The following is a 22,542-nucleotide window of genomic DNA, read 5'->3' as shown; positions in this document are numbered from 1 at the left end:
AAGTTGCCATGCCAAAATTTGAGGGGTCGGGTTAAGGAGTGATATACCAGTGATACAACCCATATGCTGCCACACCAAATCCAAAGATAAGCTGGCCGACCAAAAGTACCCGATAGGCAAAGGTGTAACGCGCAATTTCCCCACGACGGATAGCGTCATTGGAAAAAATTCTGGCCTCTTCGGGATACTGCTGCTCGAGGTTTTGCAGGGCGGGTACCGCTAACCTAAGTAGCTCGCGGCTGCGTACATCCATCAACCAAAATACCGTTACCAGGATCATCACAAAACCACCGAGCAGGGCCAATATAAGCGGGTGAAAATTTTTCTCCACCGCAGTAAAAATCCCACCCTCCACAAACATGGTCAGTACAACAAAAAAATTAAAAACCTTGAGGCGCTGGTCAGCTGCAAAGCGATAGTGCTCACAAAGGTACTTTACTTGCTCCAAACTCTTTCTCCTTGAGTCAATTTACTGGCCTTGGACCAGCGCGCGATGGCACCGATAAGAGCAAAAAAACCGGGCGATGCCCGGCTTTTCTACAGTCCCCAACAGCCGCGCCGCCAGGGAATAGTACTTGCGCTAAATTCAGGTCAGCGATTTTCGCGATGTGCCAGTAGATCGTCAACTACTGCAGGGTCCGCCAGGGTGGAGGTATCTCCGAGGTTATCCAACTCATTACAGGCTATCTTACGCAGAATACGCCGCATAATTTTTCCCGAGCGGGTTTTAGGCAGGCCCGGCGCCCATTGAATAACATCCGGCTTGGCAATAGGCCCTATCTCTTTGGAGCAGAGTTCAATTAACGCCTGCCGCAAGGCTTCACTGGGTTCCCGCCCTGATTTCAGGGTAACAAACGCATAGATACCCTGCCCCTTAATATCATGCGGATAACCCACCACTGCGGCCTCTGCGGTGTCCGGGTGCAATACCAGAGCACTCTCGATCTCAGCGGTACCTAGGCGGTGGCCGGAAACATTCAACACATCGTCGATACGCCCAGTGATCCAGTAGTAACCATCCGCATCCCTGCGCGCACCATCGCCAGTAAAGTAATAACCGGGATAAGTAGAAAAGTAGGTATCGATCATACGTTGACGATCGCCATATACTCCGCGAATCATTGAGGGCCAGCTTTTTTTAATCGCCAGAGCGCCTTCTCCTGCACCTTCGATTTCTTTGCCGTCCCCATCCAACAACACCGGCTGCACACCAAAGAAAGGCTTTGTGGCGGAACCCGGTTTAAGCGCCATAGCACCGGGTAGCGGTGTGATCATATGAGCGCCGGTTTCCGTCTGCCACCAGGTATCCACAATAGGACAGCGCTCATCACCGACCACCTTGTAATACCACTCCCAGGCCTCTGGATTAATTGGCTCACCCACTGTCCCCAATAGTCGCAAGGAGCTGCGTTCTGTACTGGTGACAAACGCATCCCCCGCTCCCATTAGTGCACGGATCGCCGTGGGCGCAGTGTAAAAGCTGTTGACCTGATGTTTATCCACAACCTGCCAAAAACGTGAGGCATCCGGATAGGTGGGCACGCCTTCAAACATTAACGTGGTGGCTCCTGCAGCCAGGGGACCGTAAACGATATAGCTGTGTCCGGTAATCCAACCGACATCCGCGGTGCACCAGAAAACCTCACCCTCCCGGTAATCAAATACATATTTGAAAGTCATGGTGGCCATCAGCAAATAACCAGCGGTGGTATGTAGCACCCCTTTTGGTTTGCCGGTGGAACCGGAGGTATAGAGGATGAACAGCGGATCTTCAGCGCTGACGACTTCTGGTGCACAGTCGCCATCCATTTCTGCGATGGCATCCGCATACCAGATATCCCGTTTACTATCCCAGTCCACTGGGGCGCCGATATGCTTTACCACAATGGCCGTATGAACGCTGGGGCACTCAGACAAGGCCTGATCTACATTAGCCTTGAGGGGAATATGCTTACCCCCTCGAATCGCTTCATCGGCGGTAATCACCAAGCGACAATCAGAGTCGAGTATGCGATCCCTTAGCGAAACCGGCGAGAAACCGCCAAACACCACCGAGTGCACCGCACCAATACGGGCACAGGCGAGCATGGCATAGGCCGCCTCGGGAATCATGGGCATATAAATGCAAACCCGATCCCCTTTCTTCACTCCACGAGACTTCAACAGGTTCGCCAAGCGGCACACATTGTCATACAGAGTGCGATAGGTAATCGCCACACTATCCGCAGGGTCGTCTCCCTCCCACAAAATGGCGGTTTGCTCACTGCGGCTAGCTAAGTGTCTGTCGATGCAATTCACCGTGACATTGAGTTGACCATCGGCAAACCAAGCCGTATGCCCTCGGTGCATATCCTCCTCCAGCACCTGGGTAAAAGATTTTTCCCACTGCAGAAAATCCTTGGCCTGCTGAGCCCAGAATGCCTCTGGATCTTGCACCGATTGTCGATACATTTTTTCGTAGTCTTCAGCGCCAATCAGAGCATTGGCAGCAAACTTGGCAGGTATGGGGCGGGTATGCACATCTGACATCATCTTCTCCCTTATTATTAGCGTGGCACCTTGGCCTAGAGAATTCTGAATTTATGGGGTCTTATTCGACTCACTTTATAGCATTGCCTGGGTGAAACAATCCCCCCACCGCTGGCAGAGTTGAAAAGTAGGAAACATTCACACGGTACAAGATAATTCGTCCATTCCTCACCCACTGGGGACGGCTAAAACAACAAGGGGCCAGAGGGTTGACTAACAACAGAAAATTATCGATTAAGCCCTGGGCAATTTACCGGATATTAAATCCAGATATTATTATCCGCGGTCAGTTCAACTCCGGCATCACCAGTATTCACAACACCTCTGGGCTCAACCAGTAAAATCTCGCACTCCTGTTCAGCCCTTGGCTTGTGCTCCACGCCTTTGGGCACCACAGTCATCTCCCCAGGGCCTAAACAGATCGTATTATCCCGAAACTCAATTTCCATTTGTCCTGAGATAACGATAAAAACCTCATCCGTATCGGGATGATCATGCCAGGTAAACTCTCCTTGTATCTTTACCAGCTTGAACTGGTAATCATTCATCTCCGCGATGACCTTAGGGGACCAATGGTCCGAGACCTTTGCTAGCTTTTCTCTGAAATTAATGACTTCATAACTCATTACCTAATCCTTTCTCCCAAGCAAAAAAGCACTTACTAATTAAAACTATATCGAGCGTGAAATCTCAACTAAGTCTCTGAGCCTTCCAACCCTATGCTGGCTAAAAACCAACACTCCCGACTCTCTTAAACGGGCAGCCACTATTCCAATCCCTTTTTTCTTCACTCCAGAAAAACTGCCATCGTAAATAAAATTCGAGCCACAGGAGGGGCTGTTTTCTGTAAGTACCGCGAACTTGATATCCTGATCACGACACAGGCGCAGGGCTAAATCCGCTCCCAATATAAATTGATTAGTTAGATCCTCCCTGTCGCTTCCTATAACTCTGGCCGTGCCCGCTAAAACCTCAGTTCCGCTACCGCCGCAAATCTCTGCCGGCGCCCTGGGGATAGGTAAACCTGCCGACACCTCTGGACAGAGGGGAACAATCTCCTGGGTATCCACAAGCCAATCAAAATCGCTGTTATGGACCCCAACATCGCTACCGTTATAGCGCACCGCACATCCCAGAAGACAAGAGCTTACCAATATTTTTGCCATATACACCTTCACCTAAAATGGACACAATAGGATAACAAGTTCATGGATCATTGAAATTCCCAATACACAGTTTTTCGGCTTGCATTAAAAGCGAATTAAGCCAGAAAGTCGGGGTCACAGGACAGATCCCCCAGGCATACCGAGAAATCCATAAATAAACTTATTCGAGACAGAAACAATGCGACTTTCAATATTGCTTTTGATCATCTGCCTGATAATCAGCCCCGCGCTTAATGCCAAACAACTGGCCATTACTTTTGATGATGCTCCCCGCAAAGCCGATGGCTACTTTGACGGACCAACTCGAGCAAAAACACTAATTGAGAACCTGGAAAAGCACAAAATTGGACAAGTAACCTTCTTTGCCACCACGCAATCACTGAATCAGGAAGGCCTAGAGAGAATAGGCACATACAACAAGGCCGGGCATACTATTGGCAATCACACCCATAGCCATCCCAACTTTCTTGAGACAGAGCTATCCGTCTATCAGTCAGATTTTTTACAAGCCCATCATCTACTGCAACAATTTGACAATTTTAAACCCTATTTCCGCTTTCCCTACCTGCGCGAGGGAGAAACTATTGAAAAACGGGATGGCATGCGAAATCTATTACAGAAAAATAATTACCAAAATGCCTATATCACCTTAAATAATTACGACTGGTATATCGAAGAGCTTTTCCAAGCGGCAGTGAAAGTCGGGAAACCGGTTGATATGGAGAGACTCTCAAAGTTTTATGTCGACGTTCTTATGGCGAGTATTAATTACTATGACGATATGGCAAGCAAATATCTTGGGCGTTCACCCAAGCACGTCCTACTGTTACACGAAATGGACATTACGGCGTTGTTTATTGGCGATTTAGCTCGTCGCCTGCAGCGGGAAGGCTGGGAAATAATTTCTTTGCAGGAGGCTTATCAAGATCCCATCGCCAAATACCAACTCGACCAACCGATTAAATACAATCCTGGCAGAATCGGCGAAATCGCCCTTGCTAAAGGGCAAAAGAAAAATCTCTGGCATTACACCCTGGATGAGTCCTACCTGGAAAAGAGATTCAATCAGGAAGTGTTATTGATGTCTAATCACTAAATGGCAGGGGTGCTACAGGGCACAAAGCCCTGTAACGGAGAGAATCAGGCTTCAGCGAGCTGAACCGGAATGGTATTAGTGCTGCGCTCTACCTTGTTGCTTTCATCCAGGTAGACCAGCTTGGGCTTATGGCTATCGGCCTCTGCCTCTGTCATCTGGGCATAGGAAGCGATAATAATACGATCGCCAACTTGTACACGGCGGGCAGCGGCACCATTCATGGAGATAATACCCGAGCCGCGCTCGGCCAGAATCACATAGGTGTGAAAGCGCTCACCGTTGCTCACGTTGTAAATATCGATTTTTTCGAATTCGCGCAGACCGGCCAGCTCTACCAGATCTTCATCAATTGCGCAGGAGCCGTCATACCAGAGTTCGGCCTGGGTCACCGCGGCCATATGCAGTTTGCACTTCAACATTTCAATTTGCATGGTTGGATGCCCCTCAGAGTTCCAGGGATACGTTGTCGATCAGGCGCGCGGCACTGGTGTACATCGCCCCCAGAATCGTAATTTGTTTATCGTCATCAGCTGCCGGCTGTAAGTCCTTGCTGTAACAGATGGAGAAATAGTCGACGCGGAAGCCAGTGTCTTCGATACGCTGGCGCGCCTCTTTTTCCAGGTCGGCAAAGTCCCGGCGCCCACCCACGATTTCATCTTTAACCCAATTCAGCGACTGGTTGAGCACCGCCACTTTGGGGCGCTCATCGGCAGTGATATAGCCATTGCGCGAGCTCAGGGCCAGACCGTCGCTCTCGCGGTGTACCGGCGCAGCAATGATTTCCACCGGAATACACAGGTCCTCGGCCATACGGCGAATCACCGCCAATTGCTGGAAGTCCTTGATGCCAAATACGGCCTTGTCCGGCTGCACAATATTAAACAGCTTGGAGACTACCGTCGTCACCCCTTCGAAGTGACCGGGGCGACTCGCGCCACAAAGCACATCGGTCATGGCCGGGCAAACTACGCGGGTCTGCTGGTCCATACCGTTGGGATAAATCTCGTTCTCATCCGGGTGGAACAGGAAATCGCACTCGGCTTCGCGCAACCGGGCCATATCCCGCTCCATAGTGCGCGGATATTTGTCCCAATCCTCATTCAGGCCAAACTGCAGGCGGTTGACGAAGATCGATACCACTACTAGGTCGCAGTGCTGCTGGGCCAACTTGACCAGCTCGATATGGGCGTCGTGCAGATTGCCCATGGTGGGCACGAAGCCCACGGTCTTGCCGTCTGCTCGGGCTTTGGCCAGCGCCTCGCGCAGGCTGGCTACGTGGTGGAAGACTTGCATCTCTCTACCGCTCACTATGTATCAGCGCGGCATCATACTCGCTGAGACGAGGCGTCTCAACTTAGCAAAAGTGCCGCTATCCCCAGGTTTTTTCCACGACATCTCTGATAGCTTACAGACCACGTCTAGGTCATATCAGCCGGATTCCAAGTCACTTACAAATTATCCCACCACACCTCTCCCCCACCTCAGGTTATCGCACAGAGTTCAGGAAGTGTTCATACCCGCCAGGGCAAACTGCCCGCCAAGATCCACAAACGACTTTAAACGACATCAAAGAGCCATCTGTGCTCGGGAGCGCTGCCATGAGACACCTCACTACTGCCATCGCCGCCGCGGGCCTATTGCTCCTGGCAACCCCTGCCATATCCGAAGTACATAGGGGACACCAGCGGGCAATGGACCACGATCACCACGGACAGGGAAGAGCCCATCGCGAGCAGCGTCACATGGAACGCGACAGACATCATAATCGCAAGCACGAGAGAGAACATCGTAGAGAAGAGCGCAGACAGCGCAAGGAAGCACGCAGAGAGCGTAGAGAGGAGCGCAGACATCGCCGAGAAGTCCGCCACGCTTACAAAGATGGTTACTCCGATGGCTATAGCCGCGGCCACCGCACAGGCCACCGGCACGAGCACCGCGCGGTGCACAGACCCCATTATCGCCGTGGCCACCATGGGCATCGTCCTCGCTGGCGCCCAGCACATTACGGCTACGGCTACAGCTGGCGCCACCTACCGCAAAATTTTGTCAGTATCAGCATCGGCGCCACCGGCTTCTACTATAGCGAAGGTATTTTCTACCGCCCGGCTTCTCACGGCTATGTGGTAACCCGTCCGCCCCACGGCGCCATCGTGCATAGCCTACCGGCCTCGGCCCTGACAGTGGTTGTCGGTGGTTACAACTACTACGTAGCCTACGACACCTATTACCGCTGGGATGACCGACGACGCGGCTACCGCGTTGTGCCCAATCCCGGACTGTTTTAACCGCCCTATTCCATCCCCCCAAGCTTCAGCGGTCTTCGGACCGCTTTTTTATTTCGCGGCTAAATTTCCACAACAATTCCTCATCGTAAAGCGCGCTGAAGCCAGAAAAAAACCGAATAAATATTTAGTTTTTTACAGGGAAAAAAATCAACGTTTTTTTATCTATAGTTATTGCTTTCCAGCACTGCTGGGCCCAAGATTCGCGCCCGCCACAGATCAACGGAAAGGCGCCATGAAACAGCAACAAGTAAAAAACTGGACCTGCGACGATTCTGCCGAACTTTACGGCATCCGCAACTGGGGCGCCGGCTATTTCGATTTAAATGAAGACGGTGAAGTTTCGGTCCTGGTCGAGGGTCCCAACGGGGAATCCCAAAGTGTCTCTCTGATGGAGATCGCCCGCGGCGCCACCGAGCGCGGCCTGGGCATGCCCTTACTACTGCGCATTGAAAATCTGCTCGATGCACAGATCGCCCGCATTAATGAATCCTTTGCCCGCGCCATCGAAGATTGCGGCTACGGCAATGTTTTTCGCGGGGTCTTCCCGATCAAAGTCAACCAGCAATGCCAGGTGATTGAGGAGATCGCCAGCGCCGGCCGCCGTTTTAACCACGGCCTGGAGGCTGGCAGCAAGGCGGAGCTGATCGCTGCACTGTCCATTCTGGACAACACCGAATCTCTGATCATCTGTAACGGCTACAAGGACGAGGAATTTATCAACCTCGGCCTGCAGGCGCAGCGCCTGGGTGTACAGATTTTCTTCGTGGTAGAAACGCCCTCGGAAGTGGAAACCATCATCCGCTGCGCAGAGCGCGAGCAGGTGCGCCCCAATATCGGCGCGCGGGTGAAACTCGCCTCCAAGGTGGGCGGCTACTGGAACGCCACCAGTGGCGACCGCAGCATTTTCGGCCTGGGCAGTAACGACCTGATTGCCATGGTCGACCAGCTGCGCAGCCACAATATGCTCGACTGCCTCAAGCTGCTGCACTACCACCTGGGCTCACAGGTACCGAATATTCGCGATATTCGCACCGGAGTGTTGGAAGCTTGCCGCTACTACGCCGATCTGGTGGAAGAAGGCGCTCCCATGGGCTATCTGGACTTGGGCGGTGGCCTGGCGGTGGACTACGACGGCACCAAGACCAACTACACCCACTCCAAGAACTATTCCCTTGACGAGTATTGCGTGGATGTCGTGGAAGCCATTATGGGGACTCTCGACAGTGAAGGGGTTGCCCACCCGGTGATTATCACCGAGTCCGGCCGCGCTACCGTGGCCTACTCCTCCGTGCTTTTGTTCGATGTGCTCGACACCACCCGCTTCGAACCGGTGGAACTGGAGCACACCAAGATCAGCGATGGCGACCACCAGATGTTGCTCAATCTGCAGGATGCGGTGAGTAGTATCACCCCCAAAAACCTGCAGGAGAGCTACAACGACGCCCTTTATTATCGCGACGAAGTGCGCTCCCTGTACCTGCACGGCCAGGTGAGCCTGCGCGAGCGCGCCAATGCGGAGAACCTGTTCCTGCAGGGTGCCCAGGAGATTCGCGCACTCCTCGACGAAGCCGAAGTAATACCCGCTGACCTGCAGGCCCTGCCAGAGGTGCTGTCGGATATCTACTACGCCAATGTGAGCGTCTTCCAGTCGATCCCGGATATGTGGGCCATCGACCAGGTATTCCCGCTACTGCCGATCCATCGCCTGGATGAGGCGCCGACCCGCTCGGGTATCATCGCCGACATCACTTGCGACTGCGACGGTAAGATCGACCGCTTTATCGGTCGCGAGAAGGAGCAGAAAACCCTGCCCCTGCACGAACTGAAAGACGGCGAGGACTATATCCTCGGCACCTTCCTGGTGGGGGCCTACCAGGAAACGCTGGGCGATTTGCACAACCTGTTTGGCGATACCAACGTGGTGAGTGTACGTATCCAGGAGGACGGCAGTATCGACTTCAGCCATGAGATTCACGGCGACAGTATTTCCGACGTGCTGAGTTACGTAGAATATCAACCCAAAGAACTGTTCGAGCGTTTCCGCCGCCTGGCGGAGCGCGCTGTGAAACAGGGGTTGATCACCGCTGCCCAGCGCAAGCAGATTCTGCATACCTATACCGCCAGCATGAGCGGTTACACCTACTTCGAAAAGTAAGTTTAAAAAATAAGGCGGTAAGCCTTTAAGAAGATAGCGGCGGCCAACGTCGCAGACTAAGGAGATCTTTATGGCCAACGTACTGATCATCGGCGCCGGCGGCGTCGGCCAGGTAGTTGCGCACAAGTGCGCACAAGTTCCTGAAGTATTTGAAAACATCACTCTCGCCAGCCGCACCAAGAGCAAGTGCGACAAGATCGCGGAGATGTTGCCGCGGAAAATTGATACCGCCGAAGTCGATGCGGATAACGTACCCGAACTGGTCAAGCTGATCGAAAAAGTGAAGCCGGACATGATCATCAATGTGGCCCTGCCCTACCAGGACCTACACATCATGGATGCCTGCCTGGAAACCGGCGTGCACTACCTGGACACCGCCAACTACGAGCCGCCAGAAGAGGCCAAGTTCGAGTACAAGTGGCAGTGGGCCTACCAGGAGAAGTTCGAGAAAGCCGGCCTGATGGCCCTGCTCGGCAGCGGTTTTGACCCCGGTGTGACCAGCGTATTTACCGCCTACGCCAAGAAGCATCACTTCGATCGTATCCACACCTTGGATATTCTCGACTGCAACGCCGGCGACCACGGCCTGCCTTTCGCCACCAACTTCAACCCGGAAATCAATATCCGCGAGATTACCGCCAACGGCCGCTATTGGGAAAATGGCCAGTGGATAACCACCAAGCCGATGGAAGAGAAGCGTGTCTTCAATTTCCCCGAAGGCATCGGCGACAAAGACATCTACCTGCTGTACCACGAAGAGCTGGAATCCCTGTCCAAGCACTTCCCGGAAATCGAGCGCGCGCGCTTCTGGATGACTTTTGGTGACAGCTACCTGAAGCATCTCGAAGTACTGCAAAACGTCGGTATGACCGGCATCGAACCGGTGCAATTCCAAGGCCAGGAAATTGTGCCCATTCAGTTCCTCAAGGCGATGCTGCCAGACCCCGCCAGCCTGGGCCCGCTGACCAAAGGCAAGACCTGCATCGGCAACATTATCCGCGGCAGCAAAGACGGCGAAGAGAAGATCTACTACGTCTACAACACCTGCGATCACCAGGATTGCTACAAAGAGGTACAGTCCCAGGCCATCTCCTACACCACTGGAGTACCGGCAATGATCGGCGCCAAGATGATGCTGGAAGGTAAGTGGATGAAGCCCGGCGTGTGGAACATGGAGCAGATGGACCCGGACCCCTTTATGGACGACCTGAACAAGTACGGCCTGCCCTGGCAGGAAACCTGGCTGGATAAGCCCTTCCAGTAATTCCGCACTTTTCCATACCCCTCGGGATGGGCCCTGGCGCCCATCCCGCGTAGCAGGATAAAGAAGCTCCCTATGGATCTCACTCCCCGCCTAGACTACTTCGGACACTTTGACCCCTACCGCGTACCCTCTCCCTGTTTCGTGGTCGATGAAATCGCCTTGCGCGACAACCTGGCACTACTGGCCGATGTACAGAAACGCAGTGGCGCCAAAGTATTGGCCGCATTGAAAGCGTTCTCCATGTTCAGCACCGGTCCAATTGTTGCTGAATACCTATCGGGCACCTGTGCCAGTGGCCTGTTTGAGGCGAAACTCGGCTTTGAAGAGTACGGCGGGCGCGACCAGGGCAAGGAAGTCCATGTTTTCAGTGCCGGCTATAAAGAAGATGAACTACGCGAAATTCTGCAGTTCGCCCACCACGTGATCTTCAACTCCTTTTCCCAGTGGAAACGCTACCGGGAACTGTGCCTGGATATGCAGAAGCAGCGCCCGGAACTGCGCTTTGGCCTGCGTATTAACCCAGAGCACTCCGAAGGCCACACCGACCTCTACGACCCCTGTGCGCCCTGCTCACGGCTCGGTATCGTGCGTTCACTGTTTGACGAGGAGTCGCTGGAGGGCATTAGCGGCCTGCACTTCCACACCTTGTGCGAACAGGACTTTAAACCGCTGGAGCGCACCATCGCTGCCGTGGAAGAGAAATTTGGCGACCTGATCCCGCAGATGGAGTGGATCAATTTTGGCGGTGGCCACCATATCACCCGCCGCGATTACCAGGTCGACGAGCTGATTGCCGCCGTGTGCAATTTTTCTGAAAAATATGATGTGCAGGTCTACCTGGAGCCCGGTGAGGCCATTTCCCTGTTCGCTGGTATCCTGGTGACAGAAGTGGTGGATACCGCCTGGAATGGTCAGAACCAGGCCATACTCGACGCCTCCGCCACCTGCCATATGCCGGATGTTCTGGAAATGCCCTACCGCCCGGGAATCACCGGTGCCGCGCGCCCCGGCGAGCTGCCCCACACCTACCGCCTGGGCGGGCAGAGCTGTCTGGCCGGGGACAGCATTGGCGAATACAGCTTCCACAACCCCCTCAAGGTAGGTGAGCGCTTGGTATTCGAGGAGATGGCCTACTACACCATGGTGAAAACCAATACCTTCAATGGCATCCCCCTGCCCTCCATCGCCCTGTGGAACTCAGAGACCGACGACCTGAAAATCATCAAGAGCTTCGGTTACGACGACTTTAAAGAGCGCCTCTCCTGATAGCCCCAACAAGATAGTGATGCGGCGGGCAGTACAATCCCCCGCCGCCGGAGGACACATAGATGCAGCCAGAAAACGATTACCCCATCTTCCTGGGCTCTGAAATTGAGCAACCCAAGCCCGAGGACGCCTTCTTTCATATCATCCCCATCCCCTATGAGGAGACTGTTTCCTACGGTGGCGGCACTGGCAAGGGCCCGGCCTCCATCCTCGAGGCCTCCTGGCAGCTGGAAACTTTCGACAACTTCTCCTCACCCTGCGAGCTAGGTATCTACACCCGCCCGCCGGTTGAAATGGGTGGTGCCGCAGAACAGGTAATGGACAATATCGCCGCAGCCACCAAAGAGGTGCTGGCACTGGGTAAGATGCCCGTGGGCATCGGCGGCGAACACTCGGTGACCTGGGGCATTATCAAAGGCCTGCTGGATGCCGGTGAAACCGACTTCGGTGTGGTTCAGATCGACGCCCATGCCGACCTGCGCGACCGCTATGAAGGCCACAAGCACAGTCACGCCAGTGTGATGCGCCTGGTGGTAGAGGCCGGTGTGCCCCTGTTCCAGCTGGGGATTCGCGCCTACTGCGAAGAAGAGATGCAAGCGCGCAAGGATTACAACGTCGGCTATCTGGACGCCCATCAGCTAGTGCCCAACAACGTGCAGGAATTCCAGCTGCCGGAAAACTTCCCCAAGAAAGTCTTCTTTACTCTGGATGTGGATGGCATGGACCCTTCGGTGTTTCCCTCTACCGGCACTCCAGTACCCGGCGGTCTGGGCTGGTACCAGACCCTCAACCTGTTCGAATCCGTGGCGCGTCAACGCAAGATTATCGGTTTTGACGTACTGGAATTCGCGCCGATTGACGGCTTCCACGCCTATGATTTCGCCGCTGCCCAGCTGATGTACAAACTGATGGGGATTATTCAGCGCAACCGCTGAGGCAGCCTCGCTTTCCAGCACTTTGACAATTCTTAACCAATTAACCTGTCATTGCTGTCAGATTAAGGGTTAGTATGTCGATGTGAGTAATCACTTCGCTGGAGAGACCGTGAATAAGCTGAATATCGTTCTTGGCGCCAGTGCCTTCATTGCACTGGCGGCTTTTGCCTTTAGTCCATCTGCTGACGCCCGTGGCTACGATCGCTGGGGGGAGCACCGCCATCATCATCGCCACGGTCACTACCATGGCGGCAGCCGCATTTCCATTGGCTTTGTCGCCCCGATACTACCCACCAATCATGTACGGGTTGCCGTTGGCGGGCGTCCCTATTACTACCACGGCGGACACTTCTACCGTCATGGCCCAAGGGGTTACGTCGTCGTGAATGCGCCGCTGGGCGCTTCGGTGGTAACACTACCAAGCCGAGCCGTGCCGGTACAAGTGGGCGGCGTCACTTACTACCAGTATGCCGATGCCTATTACCAGTGGGTACCGGCTACCCGCACTTATGTGGTAGTAGCGCCTCCAGCACCGGTCGCGGTCGTTCCAGCTCCGGCACCAGTGGTTACAGTTCCGGCCCCTGTCGCTGCGGCGCCTGCACAAGCTCCAACCGCGGCACCGGCGACAGTCCCCGCAACCCCGGATCCTGGCCCAGAAGGTTTCCAGCCCGGTCAGGTCTTAGAGACGCTGCCTAAAGGCTACGCGGCTGAAGTGATCAATGGCATCCAGTACTATCGCTATGGCGGCAACTACTTTATGCCGACTCAACGCGATGGCCAGGAAGTCTATGTGGTGGTCAAGCTGTAAGCGCCGCCGCTCTTTCCAGCCCGTGAAAGCGGGCGAACTGACCCAAGGCCCGGTGAAAGCTCGCCTCCAGCGAGACGCCGGGCTTTTCCAACCAATGCAGAGTCTCGATACGCAGTGCTCCCGCATCCCGATCGGCCTTCAAGTCCACCAACCCCGCAAAACGGTCTCCGTATAAAATCGGCAAACAGAAGTAGCCATAGCGACGCTTGGCTGCAGGGACATAGCACTCCAGCTGGTAGTCAAATTCAAACAGCCGGCTCAGGCGCTTGCGCTGTAGTATCAGTGGATCGAAAGGCGATAACAGCCGCACCTTGCGCGCTGGCCGCGCCGGACTCTGCTCCAGCTGCTCTGTCAGCATCAACTCTTTGCCATGAGAAGTCAGCTCACCAGTGGTGAGCATATTTTCGATGGCCCGTTGAATCAGGGGCTTGTCTTCACGACGTAGATAGGCGACTTCCTCAGGGCGGCCAATGCCCTGGCAGCCGAGAAAAGTGCGTACCAGGTGACTGCCGTATTCCAGTTCGGTAGCAGCGCTGATCGACGTATTTGCCGGCAATACCCGCTCTGGGAGATCAAAGACCTTTTGAAAACCCACTCGGTGGCTGACCATCAGCTCACCCTCGTGAAATAGCTGCTCCAGCGCTTTCTTTTCATCGGACCACTCCCACCAACCGCTTTTGGTGCGTACGAAATCACTGGCCCGCAATGGTCCCTCAGCGCCTACCCGATCCAGCACATAGCGGCACAGTTTGGCATTCTTCTCATACCAGTGGCGCTGCCCAGCGCGGATACGATCCATACGCACCCGAGCATAGGGGTAGTGCTCCATCGACATATAGGCGGCGGCGTGGGACCAGTATTCAAAAATTTCGCGGCGCTGTTCTGCTTCGGCTAAGTCTGGCTCACGGTAACGGGGCAGACGGTTGTACAGCTGGTGGTGGTGCGCACGGGTAATGCGCTGGATGGCATCCAGTTGCAGCGCGCCGAGATGCGCTATTAAGGCGGGGAGCCCCTCCTTCCAGGGGCTGTGGATAAACTGACGCTCCAGCACCAGTGCGCGGACCTGTTGCTCTGACAGCATGGTGTCACCCTCCTTGTATTTGCTGAGCAGCAGTTACCAGTCAGGTTTCAGAGACTGGCACCTAGCGATCTACTCGCCCTGATAATATTCCGGTGCCAGGTTATCGAAGCGCGTATATTTACCGATAAATGCCGCGCGACAGGTGCCTATCTCACCGTTACGCTGTTTGCCGATAATCAGCTCTGCCAGCCCCTTGTCCGGGCTGTCCTCGTTGTAGTACTCATCGCGATAGATAAACAAAATCACGTCGGCATCCTGCTCGATCGCCCCGGATTCCCGCAGGTCCGAGTTCATCGGCCGCTTGTTGGGGCGCTGCTCCACACCGCGGTTGAGCTGCGAGAGGGCGACTACCGGGCAGTCGTACTCTTTCGCCAATGCCTTGAGAGAGCGCGAGATTTCGGAAATTTCCTGGGTGCGGCCCTCTGTAGAGCCCTTCACCTGCATCAGCTGTAAGTAGTCCACCATAATCATTGCCGGCAGGCTCTTGGCCTCGGCATCCTCACGACTCATACGCGGATTTTCGCGCATCAACTTATTGGTGTGATCGCGCACGGTGCGCTTGGTGCGCGCGCGCACCTCACTGGGGCTGAGCGCAGGCGTATCGTCGATATACAGGGCTTTGCCCTTCATTTTTTGTACGGCGCTGGAGAGTTTGGGCCAATCCTCTTCCTGCAGCTTGCCGTTGCGGATACGGCCCTGGTCGATACGACCGATTGAAGACAACATCCGCATTACCAGGCTGTCAGACGGCATTTCCATACTGAAGACCAGGGTCGGGCGCTCCTGGCTGAGCATGGCACTCTCAATAAAATTCAGTGCCAGCGCGGTCTTGCCCATGGAAGGACGCGCGGCGAGGATTACCAGCTCGCCCGGCTGCCAGCCGGAGGTGCGCTGATCCAATTCTGTCAGGCCGGTACTGAGGCCGGTGATATCGCCTTCAGTTTTAAACAGCTCATCGATGCGCTCGACGGTTTTCTTCAGCAGGCTATCCACACCGACGAAACCGCCCTCTTTGGCGCGTCCCTCGGCAATTTCCGCCACACGGCGCTCAGCCATCTGCAGCAGATCGGCGGAGGCCAGGCCACCGGGATTGAAACTGGTACGGCTGATTTCGCCGGCGGCGGCAATCAGCTGGCGCAACATGGAGCGCTCGCGCACTATCTTGGCATAGGCGACAATATTCGCCGCGGAGGGAGTGTTCTCGGCCAGTTCCGCCAGATAGGCCGGACCGCCCACCTCGCCGAGGAGGTCGCGACTGGCGAGGCCTTCGGCGAGAGTAACGATATCCAGCGGCTGCTCACCATTGCTCAGCTCACCCATTACCGCGAAGATCTTGCGGTGACTGGCGGTAAAGAAGTCCTCTTCACTCAGCTGCTCGGCAACCGCATCGATGCGGCCCGGATCCAACATCAGGCCCCCCAGCACCGATTGCTCCGCCTCTACCGAGTGTGGCAGCGGTGAACTCTCTTCACTGTGGATTTCTTCTTCGGGGGTAGCGTATTCGTCGATCATGGGACTTTACTGGATACCAGAAACAAAACAGGCGCTGACCCGGTAGGGTGCAGCGCCCGATTGTAGCGCGGCTGGCGCCTGTGGCACCAACTGCTTGTCGGCAAAACCTTACTCGGCTTCGATAACGACTTTAACTACAGCAGTCACGTCGGAGTGCAGCTGTACGTCTACTTCGTACTCGCCCACTTCGCGCAGAGCGCCTTCCGGCAGCTTCACTTCAGCCTTGGCTACTTCAACACCGCCAGCAGTAATTGCGTCTGCGATATCGCGAGTGCCGATAGAGCCGAACAGTTTGCCTTCGTCGCCAGCGTTGGCAGCGATGGTTACAGCCAGGTCGGCCAGCTTGGTAGCGCGGCTCTCAGCTTCTGCCATTTTGGCAGCTGCAGCGGCTTCCAGTTCAGCGCGCTTGGCTTCGAACTCAGCAACATTGGCTGCGGTAGCCGGAATTGCCTTACCAGTCGGCAGCAGGAAGTTGCGGCCGAAACCGGCTTTAACTTCAACGCGATCACCCACGTTGCCCAGTTTGCCTACTTTATCGAGCAGAATAACTTCCATCTCGGTTTCCTCAATTTCTGTATTGTGCAGAGCGCGCCTACTTTGCGGAGCGCCCGCGAATATCTATCCAGCTATCTACCAGAGCCAAACCACACAGGAATCCAGCCAGGGGCAAGCCACCAATCACCAGCATCACGTACATCGCCACCAGGGGACCAATCCCCCAACCGCGACTGGCGACCAGCCAGTGAATCAGGGCGATACCTGCAACCACCATGGGGAAGGCGATCACCGCGCCCCAGAAGGCGTAACCTGGGGTCACCAGGCTCACCACCCACAGCAGCATACTCAGTGCCGCCAGCCATACCGGCATACGCAACTGGTGAAACTCCTGGCGGAAACCGCCGGGGTTGTACAGCAGCGCCTGCCAGTAGCGCCCCAGAACCAAAGCCAGTGTGGCGCTCATCGCCGATATCAGGCTCAGATATCCAGTAATCTGCAACTCGCCTGAGAACACCTGCTTCAGTTCTTCCATCGGAACCGTATTGGGCTGCTCTGCCGCTCTTTCGAGCGCTTGCATAAAGCCCTGGAGCAAACCGCCGCTGAAGGCAGAAGTGAGCAAAATACCCACCGCCGAGGCCGCTGTTACAGTGAACAGTGCGGCGACCCATGAACGGCTACTGCGCAGTGCCACGGCGCCGCAGAACACTGCGGCAAAGTGGCCGGCGGAAATACCGGTCACCAGTGGTGGTACATGACCGCTCATGCCCATAACAACGATCGGCAACAGTGCCCAGGCCAAAACCATCAGGCCTTCACTGCTGCCGCGGCGCAAACTCACTAGAGCGAGGATTGCCGGGCTTATCAGCGGTATCCCCACCATAGTGAGGATCACCGCCCGCACGCGCCCGCGCATAATAAACTCAGCTACGGCGCGCATAGTTAGATAGCTTCTCTATTAATGAGTCTAAGCAAACTGCGGCTTAGGCTTCGTGGCTGTCCGTGTACGGCAGCAGGGCCAGGTAACGCGCGCGCTTGACCGCAGAGGCCAGCTGACGCTGATACTTGGCTTTGGTACCGGTGATACGGCTTGGAACAATCTTGCCAGTCTCAGAGATGTAGGCTTTCAGGGTATCGAGATCTTTGTAGTCGATACGCTTAACACCTTCGGCGGTGAAACGGCAGAACTTGCGACGACGGAAAAAACGTGCCATCTGATAATCCCCTTACTCTTCGCTTTCAGCGTTATCGGAAGAAGCTTCTGCGGCGTCAGAAGAGGACTGCTCTTCTTCAGCGCGCTCGCGACGCTCGGTGCGCTCTGCACGGGCAGCTTTGCGCTCACGGCTTTCTTTTTCCGCTTTCATGATCGGGCTCTCGTCGGTGATCGCCTCGTCTTCACGGATTACCAGATTACGGATAACCGCATCGTTGTAACGGAAGTTGGTGGTCAGCTCTTCCAGAGCTTCTTCGGTGCACTCAACATTCATCAGAATGTAGTGGGCTTTGTGGATCTTGTTGATCGGGTAAGCCAGACGGCGACGGCCCCAGTCTTCCAGACGGTGTACTTCACCGCCAGTGTCCTTGATGGCAGCGGTATAACGCTCCACCATGCCGGGTACCTGCTCGCTCTGGTCCGGGTGAACCAGGAATACAATTTCGTAATGACGCATTTTAGCTCCTTACGGGTTAATCAGCCTTCCGGACAGTCCGGTAAGGCAAGGAGTACAACGGGCACGGATAGACCGAGCCCATTGCGGGCGGCGTATTCTAGGCAGTTGCGGGATTGCTTGCAAGTTGATCAATTATTTGTGGGCTGTGTCTTCTCCAGCTCGGGGACAAGTGAACTAATTATTCCAACTGCTCACTCAGAGACCACCCGTTCAAACGTGGGCCTTAGCCCAACGAAACCCTGTCTTTGTGTAGATTCAGCCACTGAACTGCGCGTTCTGGTCATGGGTTTGTGACGGCGAGCTGGCATATAGTGCCTCCCTCTGTAGGGAGAAGTACCATGCCCCAAGAAACGCACAACCTTAGTTTTGGCGCCTTCCAGGTGCCCGTCACCACCGTTCGCAACGGCGAAGGCCCACTAGTCCTGGTGGTTCCCGCCATGGGCGTTCCCGCCAATCGCTACCATCTTTTGTTGAAGGAATTACAGCGACTCGGCTACAGCACCGCCATCACCGAACTGCCGGGAACCGGCGAAAGCCTGCCGAGACCCAACCGCAATGCCGACTACGGCTACGATGACCTGGTATTTGCCTTTATCCCGCAACTACTGGCACTGCTGGAAGAGTCCTTCCCCGCAGGCCCGGCCCTGATTCTCGGCCACAGTATCGGCGGCCAAACTAGCACTCTCGCGGCCCGTGCCGGCCTGACCGGCAATGCCAGGGTTGTCACCATCGCCTCCGGCCATGTAGACCACCGCAGCTGGAGCGGACTGCACAGGTACGCCATTTTACTTTTTGCCTCAATAGTGAGTGTCACCTCGAGTCTGCTCGGCTATTTCCCCGGCGCACGTATGGGTTTTGGCTGGCGTGAAGCGCGCAAACTGATGAAAGACTGGGCCCGCTCTATTTTCAGTGGACGCTTTGCTCCAGAAAAACGCCTTGGAAAACACAAGCCCAGCAACCAACCCACTCTTCATATCGCCCTGGCCGGCGATCCCTTTGCACCAGTAAAGGCTGCGCGCAAACTGGCTGCTATCGTAGATGGCGAGACCCGTGAGATGGCCGCCACCTATCCGAAAGGCAACCCCCACCTAAGCTGGATCAAAAATCCACGTCCGATTATCGCCGAGGTGGACAGCTGGTTGACTCAACACCAAGCAGGCTCTTACTGAGGAAATACAGGTCTTGGCGCCATCCAAAGTGTGGCGCCGAGGCAGCTGAACTCTTCAGGTATTCAACCCCCAGTTTTTCTACTCCTGCTTATTTTCCAGCACAGCAATACCCCCTCACAGTAACACCTTCCCTATTCACTTCCGTTTTTGGCCAGAAGTTAGAAAAGGCTCGAAGTAATTTTCTACCCCAGTTACTCGATCAATAAGTCGTCGCAAGGGGAAATTTAATGGCCACTAATTACTTCGAACAATTCAACGCTTTGCATGAAGGCAGCCAACTCTTAGTCCTTCCAAATATCTGGGATGCCGCTAGCGCACAGCTCTGCCAAGCAGCCGGCGCTCCCGCCTTAGCTACCAGTAGCGCCGCTGTGGCCTGGTCACTGGGTTATGCCGATGGCAGCAGCATGCCAATATCGGAACACCTGAGCGCCGTTAAGCGCATTTTGAGGGTTTCCCGCGTCCCGATATCCATTGATATTGAGGATGGCTACAGCTCTGATCCCGGGCAAGTAGCGGAGTTAGTTGCAACCTTGTGTGATCTTGGCGTAGCTGGCATCAATATCGAAGATGGCAGGGAAAGCCCACAACTGCTGCGTGAAAAAATCCTGGCTATTCGCTCCACGTTAAAGGCGCGACCCTTTTTTATTAATGCACGGACCGATATTTACCTGAACAGTACGGAGAACAGCCAGGATTCACTGAAACAGGTGATGCAAAGGTTGTCCGATTACCGGGAGGCCGGTGCCAACGGAGGATTTATTCCTGGTTTAACCTCCCTGGCGGACGCACAAAAGCTAACACAAGAAATCAGTATGCCACTCAATTTAATGCTGCTAGCCGGTATGGAAGAGCCCGCCCATTTCTGGCGAGCGGGTATTCGTAGGCTAAGCTGGGGACCTGCTTTATTTCAATCGAGTTATGCGCTTTATAGCAACATGGCCAATAAGTTATTCCAAGGAAAACATCCAAAACAAATCTTTGAACACAGTCTGGACTATAACTATCTAAATAACCTGGGCTCCAATATCCAATAAAAAAGATCAATAATCTCGAAAAGGAATAACTTAAACGTCTCAATACCCATTATAAATTTACAGATGCGCTTGGGGGAGCCATCCTTGCCCCCAAGCGATTTAATAGTTCAGCTATCAAAAACTATAACCGACCCCTAAACTATATTCACTTTTGTCGTAAGTATAGAATTCCCGATTCTCCTCATTTTCAATATATTGGTACTTCCCATTAACATGGAGATTAGGGGTAATACGAAGCTTTGCTCCTAACCAGGATCTCATTCGATCAGATTCTCTAAAATAGAGATCCACATCACCTTGGCTATCGGTAATACGATTGCTTTCGTTATAGAGGCTACTGCGATACTCCACCCCTGTGGAGATATTCCATCTTGGTGAAGGTATCCAAACCAGGGTGCCTCCAAGAGTATGACGAGCCGGTGAGTAGCTATAATAATCCCCCTCTGCTTTCTCCTGCCCTTCACGATCGTTGTAATCGAATCGATAAAACAACTTCGCCTCGGTCGAAAATAATGAACGCTGCCAACTCAAGTCAAAGTACTGGCGCCAGCCATCCAAATAAGCATAATCATCGCCACCAAAGTAGTAACCTGGACTATAGGAAAAAACAATTCTGGAGCGCCCCCAATTCCCTGAAACTTTACCCAACAGCCGTGCTTGCTGTGTGACAGGCTCCCCCCCCAAGGTCACCATTTCGACGGCAAATCCCATCTCTGCAGTCCAACCAAACAGGCGGCGATCATGGAATAATCCCGCCCTGGCGCTGGCTAGATCGAGATTGTCATACTCCTTGTATTTGCGCCCAAATCCGTAACCTTGCACCCGCCAGCCACTCCCAGCAGTTCCCTTGAGGCGGTATTGCCCCCAGGCAAACAACTCGGCGTAATTGTCATCCCCAATCGAGGCCTCTTCCAGTAGTTCATTTTGCAACGCATAGGCGTTGTCATCATTGCCCACCGTCAGGCTGACAGTGGCCAGCCAGGGTTTCTCACGTTCGCCACGGTGATCCTCTGCCAATAAGCGCAGACGGCGCGCAGCCATGCCTCGCAGCTTTTCTGTAGCCGCCCCTGCTCGCACAATACGGTAATGTTTAAGTGCGACCAATTCTCGATCACTTCGCTCTGCGGCAATGGCCAAGTTATAACGGGCCAAATCCTTCCAGCGGGCATTATTCAGGAGGCCGAGAAAATATATCGTGGCCTCCGAATAACGCTCTAGTTTCATCAAGGTAACGCCAATGTTATACCTGAGCTTTGCAGAGTTATTGCCAGACTCACGCTCAATTTCAAAGTACTTAAGCGCCCTACGGTATTTTCCCTGCTTGAAAGCCTCCGTAGCCTCACTGAAGAACTCTGCAGCTATTGATACTGGTGATATCAACACCAACAGCGTAATTAGCACTATTCCGATTCGCCCATTTCGCACTGTGGATTACCTCTAAACATTCCCTGTCATCAATTTTGCAGTGCCAATTAATTAGGCATCTGGCCCATCGGGTAAATTGTCCTGAGCCTGCTCAAACATTCCATCAAGCTCCATAGAAATCTGGTCGCGAATATCCGCCGGTAGACTAGAAAGAATATCCTGCATCACTTGCTCGATAACGCCTTGTATATCTGCACCGTTCATCGCACTCTTAACGGCCTCTTCGATACTTTCCCTGGCTACTTCAGCGGTGCGCAGAGCTTCCTCCCTGGCCGCTTCTGCTGAGAGACGCGCATTGGCAATCAACTCCTGGTGGCGTGTGAGGGCCTCACGCATCCTTGCTTCAATTTCCTCACTATGTTCAGCGCCCTGCCCAGTTGCCGCTACTGCTTCCATTACCGCCGCAATGGTTTCCTCAGCCACCTCCTGCATATCCGGCGGAAGCTCTATGTTGTTCACCACATCTTGCGCATCCTGCCCCTCCTCAACCACAGTGAGAGTGACATCCAGGTCTTCTGGTGCCTCCTGCGCCAATAAAGGGCCGCTATACATAACTGCTGCTGCGACACCCGCCGCCAATAATCCCTGTTTCCACATCGCTTGGTTACCTCTAGGTTGTGACAAAAATTGCTATCGAACCCTACATTGCGGC

The 22,542-nt window shown here is 54.3% G+C and carries 23 protein-coding genes; 9 read left to right on the top strand and 14 right to left on the bottom strand.

The window, feature by feature from the left end; all coding sequences use genetic code 11:
• Positions 1 to 31: 31 nt before the first annotated feature.
• From ACJJIO_RS11520 to ACJJIO_RS11505, 4 genes are all read right to left on the bottom strand, one after another.
• Positions 32 to 448: a RipA family octameric membrane protein gene (locus tag ACJJIO_RS11520; protein WP_252084263.1), complete on the bottom strand. Its 417-nt coding sequence runs from the start codon at positions 446 to 448 to the stop codon at positions 32 to 34.
• A 143-nt stretch (positions 449 to 591) separates the two neighbouring features.
• Positions 592 to 2,529 (bottom strand): acetate--CoA ligase, encoded by a 1,938-nt coding sequence (gene acs, locus ACJJIO_RS11515; protein ID WP_444883557.1) that lies wholly within the window; start codon positions 2,527 to 2,529, stop codon positions 592 to 594.
• Positions 2,530 to 2,789: 260 nt separating this feature from the next.
• Entirely contained in the window at positions 2,790 to 3,155 is a 366-nt protein-coding gene (locus tag ACJJIO_RS11510; protein WP_444908552.1) for a cupin domain-containing protein, read from the bottom strand.
• A gap of 45 nt (positions 3,156 to 3,200) precedes the next feature.
• On the bottom strand, positions 3,201 to 3,695 hold the full coding sequence (locus tag ACJJIO_RS11505; RefSeq protein ID WP_444908551.1) for a 2-thiouracil desulfurase family protein: 495 nt from the start codon (positions 3,693 to 3,695) through the stop codon (positions 3,201 to 3,203).
• Positions 3,696 to 3,873: 178 nt separating this feature from the next.
• Here ACJJIO_RS11505 and ACJJIO_RS11500 point away from each other — a divergent pair, with 178 nt between their 5' ends.
• On the top strand, positions 3,874 to 4,791 hold the full coding sequence (locus ACJJIO_RS11500) for a polysaccharide deacetylase family protein (protein ID WP_444908550.1): 918 nt from the start codon (positions 3,874 to 3,876) through the stop codon (positions 4,789 to 4,791).
• A gap of 44 nt (positions 4,792 to 4,835) precedes the next feature.
• On the opposite strand, the gene panD is transcribed toward ACJJIO_RS11500, so the two are convergent.
• Complete coding sequence (gene panD, locus ACJJIO_RS11495; protein ID WP_252084259.1) at positions 4,836 to 5,222, bottom strand: aspartate 1-decarboxylase; 387 nt, start codon at positions 5,220 to 5,222, stop codon at positions 4,836 to 4,838.
• A gap of 13 nt (positions 5,223 to 5,235) precedes the next feature.
• Complete coding sequence (gene panC / locus ACJJIO_RS11490; protein WP_444910991.1) at positions 5,236 to 6,084, bottom strand: pantoate--beta-alanine ligase; 849 nt, start codon at positions 6,082 to 6,084, stop codon at positions 5,236 to 5,238.
• Positions 6,085 to 6,389: 305 nt separating this feature from the next.
• Between panC and ACJJIO_RS11485 the strand changes: the two genes are divergently transcribed.
• From ACJJIO_RS11485 to ACJJIO_RS11460, 6 genes are all read left to right on the top strand, one after another.
• Positions 6,390 to 7,076 (top strand): DUF6515 family protein, encoded by a 687-nt coding sequence (locus tag ACJJIO_RS11485; protein WP_444908549.1) that lies wholly within the window; start codon positions 6,390 to 6,392, stop codon positions 7,074 to 7,076.
• Between the two features lie 232 nt (positions 7,077 to 7,308).
• Complete coding sequence (gene speA, locus ACJJIO_RS11480) at positions 7,309 to 9,231, top strand: biosynthetic arginine decarboxylase (RefSeq protein ID WP_444885946.1); 1,923 nt, start codon at positions 7,309 to 7,311, stop codon at positions 9,229 to 9,231.
• 70 nt (positions 9,232 to 9,301) lie between these two features.
• Positions 9,302 to 10,495: a saccharopine dehydrogenase family protein gene (locus ACJJIO_RS11475; RefSeq protein WP_444908548.1), complete on the top strand. Its 1,194-nt coding sequence runs from the start codon at positions 9,302 to 9,304 to the stop codon at positions 10,493 to 10,495.
• Between the two features lie 72 nt (positions 10,496 to 10,567).
• Entirely contained in the window at positions 10,568 to 11,761 is a 1,194-nt protein-coding gene (gene nspC / locus ACJJIO_RS11470; RefSeq protein ID WP_444908547.1) for a carboxynorspermidine decarboxylase, read from the top strand.
• A 62-nt stretch (positions 11,762 to 11,823) separates the two neighbouring features.
• Entirely contained in the window at positions 11,824 to 12,696 is an 873-nt protein-coding gene (speB, locus tag ACJJIO_RS11465; protein ID WP_444908546.1) for an agmatinase, read from the top strand.
• Between the two features lie 109 nt (positions 12,697 to 12,805).
• On the top strand, positions 12,806 to 13,504 hold the full coding sequence (locus ACJJIO_RS11460) for a DUF6515 family protein (protein ID WP_444908545.1): 699 nt from the start codon (positions 12,806 to 12,808) through the stop codon (positions 13,502 to 13,504).
• Here ACJJIO_RS11460 and ACJJIO_RS11455 read toward each other — a convergent pair.
• The 6 genes from ACJJIO_RS11455 to rpsF form a co-directional block, all read right to left on the bottom strand.
• Positions 13,494 to 14,585 carry a winged helix-turn-helix domain-containing protein gene (locus ACJJIO_RS11455; protein WP_444908544.1) on the bottom strand — a complete coding sequence of 364 codons (1,092 nt, stop codon included), beginning with the start codon at positions 14,583 to 14,585 and terminating at the stop codon, positions 13,494 to 13,496. The genes ACJJIO_RS11460 and ACJJIO_RS11455 overlap by 11 nt on opposite strands.
• 69 nt (positions 14,586 to 14,654) lie before the next feature.
• Positions 14,655 to 16,097 carry a replicative DNA helicase gene (gene dnaB / locus ACJJIO_RS11450; RefSeq protein ID WP_252084252.1) on the bottom strand — a complete coding sequence of 481 codons (1,443 nt, stop codon included), beginning with the start codon at positions 16,095 to 16,097 and terminating at the stop codon, positions 14,655 to 14,657.
• A 108-nt stretch (positions 16,098 to 16,205) separates the two neighbouring features.
• Positions 16,206 to 16,652, bottom strand: a complete 447-nt coding sequence (gene rplI, locus ACJJIO_RS11445) for a 50S ribosomal protein L9 (RefSeq protein ID WP_444883547.1) — start codon at positions 16,650 to 16,652, stop codon at positions 16,206 to 16,208.
• A 37-nt stretch (positions 16,653 to 16,689) separates the two neighbouring features.
• Positions 16,690 to 17,532, bottom strand: coding sequence for a hypothetical protein (locus tag ACJJIO_RS11440; RefSeq protein ID WP_252084251.1), 843 nt, complete (start codon positions 17,530 to 17,532; stop codon positions 16,690 to 16,692).
• A gap of 43 nt (positions 17,533 to 17,575) precedes the next feature.
• Positions 17,576 to 17,806, bottom strand: coding sequence for a 30S ribosomal protein S18 (rpsR, locus tag ACJJIO_RS11435; RefSeq protein ID WP_108731487.1), 231 nt, complete (start codon positions 17,804 to 17,806; stop codon positions 17,576 to 17,578).
• Positions 17,807 to 17,818: 12 nt separating this feature from the next.
• Positions 17,819 to 18,262 (bottom strand): 30S ribosomal protein S6, encoded by a 444-nt coding sequence (gene rpsF, locus ACJJIO_RS11430; protein WP_252084250.1) that lies wholly within the window; start codon positions 18,260 to 18,262, stop codon positions 17,819 to 17,821.
• A 338-nt stretch (positions 18,263 to 18,600) separates the two neighbouring features.
• Here rpsF and ACJJIO_RS11425 point away from each other — a divergent pair, with 338 nt between their 5' ends.
• On the top strand, positions 18,601 to 19,431 hold the full coding sequence (locus ACJJIO_RS11425; RefSeq protein WP_444908543.1) for an alpha/beta fold hydrolase: 831 nt from the start codon (positions 18,601 to 18,603) through the stop codon (positions 19,429 to 19,431).
• 227 nt (positions 19,432 to 19,658) lie between these two features.
• On the top strand, positions 19,659 to 20,465 hold the full coding sequence (locus tag ACJJIO_RS11420; protein WP_444908542.1) for an isocitrate lyase/PEP mutase family protein: 807 nt from the start codon (positions 19,659 to 19,661) through the stop codon (positions 20,463 to 20,465).
• Between the two features lie 114 nt (positions 20,466 to 20,579).
• Here ACJJIO_RS11420 and ACJJIO_RS11415 read toward each other — a convergent pair whose 3' ends face one another.
• Positions 20,580 to 21,890 carry a tetratricopeptide repeat protein gene (locus tag ACJJIO_RS11415; protein WP_444908541.1) on the bottom strand — a complete coding sequence of 437 codons (1,311 nt, stop codon included), beginning with the start codon at positions 21,888 to 21,890 and terminating at the stop codon, positions 20,580 to 20,582.
• Between the two features lie 51 nt (positions 21,891 to 21,941).
• A complete protein-coding gene (locus tag ACJJIO_RS11410) occupies positions 21,942 to 22,487 on the bottom strand; it encodes a hypothetical protein (RefSeq protein ID WP_444891528.1) in 546 nt (181 codons plus the stop codon).
• Positions 22,488 to 22,542 lie beyond the last annotated feature (55 nt).

This window comes from Microbulbifer mixtoriginis (SeqCode), assembly GCF_052467235.1.
The sequence above is the reverse complement of the archived record's forward strand: the minus strand, read 5'-3'. Positions and strand labels throughout refer to the sequence as shown.

Coding starts and splice junctions, on each gene's coding strand:
- ACJJIO_RS11485 (WP_444908549.1), top strand. CDS start 6,390: ATGAGACACCTCACTACTGCCATCGCCGCCGCGGGCCTATTGCTCCTG.
- ACJJIO_RS11500 (WP_444908550.1), top strand. CDS start 3,874: ATGCGACTTTCAATATTGCTTTTGATCATCTGCCTGATAATCAGCCCC.
- ACJJIO_RS11420 (WP_444908542.1), top strand. CDS start 19,659: ATGGCCACTAATTACTTCGAACAATTCAACGCTTTGCATGAAGGCAGC.
- ACJJIO_RS11425 (WP_444908543.1), top strand. CDS start 18,601: ATGCCCCAAGAAACGCACAACCTTAGTTTTGGCGCCTTCCAGGTGCCC.
- acs (WP_444883557.1), bottom strand. CDS start 2,529: ATGTCAGATGTGCATACCCGCCCCATACCTGCCAAGTTTGCTGCCAAT.
- ACJJIO_RS11440 (WP_252084251.1), bottom strand. CDS start 17,532: ATGCGCGCCGTAGCTGAGTTTATTATGCGCGGGCGCGTGCGGGCGGTG.
- panC (WP_444910991.1), bottom strand. CDS start 6,084: ATGCAAGTCTTCCACCACGTAGCCAGCCTGCGCGAGGCGCTGGCCAAA.
- panD (WP_252084259.1), bottom strand. CDS start 5,222: ATGCAAATTGAAATGTTGAAGTGCAAACTGCATATGGCCGCGGTGACC.
- ACJJIO_RS11505 (WP_444908551.1), bottom strand. CDS start 3,695: ATGGCAAAAATATTGGTAAGCTCTTGTCTTCTGGGATGTGCGGTGCGC.
- ACJJIO_RS11475 (WP_444908548.1), top strand. CDS start 9,302: ATGGCCAACGTACTGATCATCGGCGCCGGCGGCGTCGGCCAGGTAGTT.
- ACJJIO_RS11510 (WP_444908552.1), bottom strand. CDS start 3,155: ATGAGTTATGAAGTCATTAATTTCAGAGAAAAGCTAGCAAAGGTCTCG.
- speB (WP_444908546.1), top strand. CDS start 11,824: ATGCAGCCAGAAAACGATTACCCCATCTTCCTGGGCTCTGAAATTGAG.
- rpsR (WP_108731487.1), bottom strand. CDS start 17,806: ATGGCACGTTTTTTCCGTCGTCGCAAGTTCTGCCGTTTCACCGCCGAA.
- dnaB (WP_252084252.1), bottom strand. CDS start 16,097: ATGATCGACGAATACGCTACCCCCGAAGAAGAAATCCACAGTGAAGAG.
- rplI (WP_444883547.1), bottom strand. CDS start 16,652: ATGGAAGTTATTCTGCTCGATAAAGTAGGCAAACTGGGCAACGTGGGT.
- rpsF (WP_252084250.1), bottom strand. CDS start 18,262: ATGCGTCATTACGAAATTGTATTCCTGGTTCACCCGGACCAGAGCGAG.
- ACJJIO_RS11410 (WP_444891528.1), bottom strand. CDS start 22,487: ATGTGGAAACAGGGATTATTGGCGGCGGGTGTCGCAGCAGCAGTTATG.
- nspC (WP_444908547.1), top strand. CDS start 10,568: ATGGATCTCACTCCCCGCCTAGACTACTTCGGACACTTTGACCCCTAC.
- speA (WP_444885946.1), top strand. CDS start 7,309: ATGAAACAGCAACAAGTAAAAAACTGGACCTGCGACGATTCTGCCGAA.
- ACJJIO_RS11455 (WP_444908544.1), bottom strand. CDS start 14,585: ATGCTGTCAGAGCAACAGGTCCGCGCACTGGTGCTGGAGCGTCAGTTT.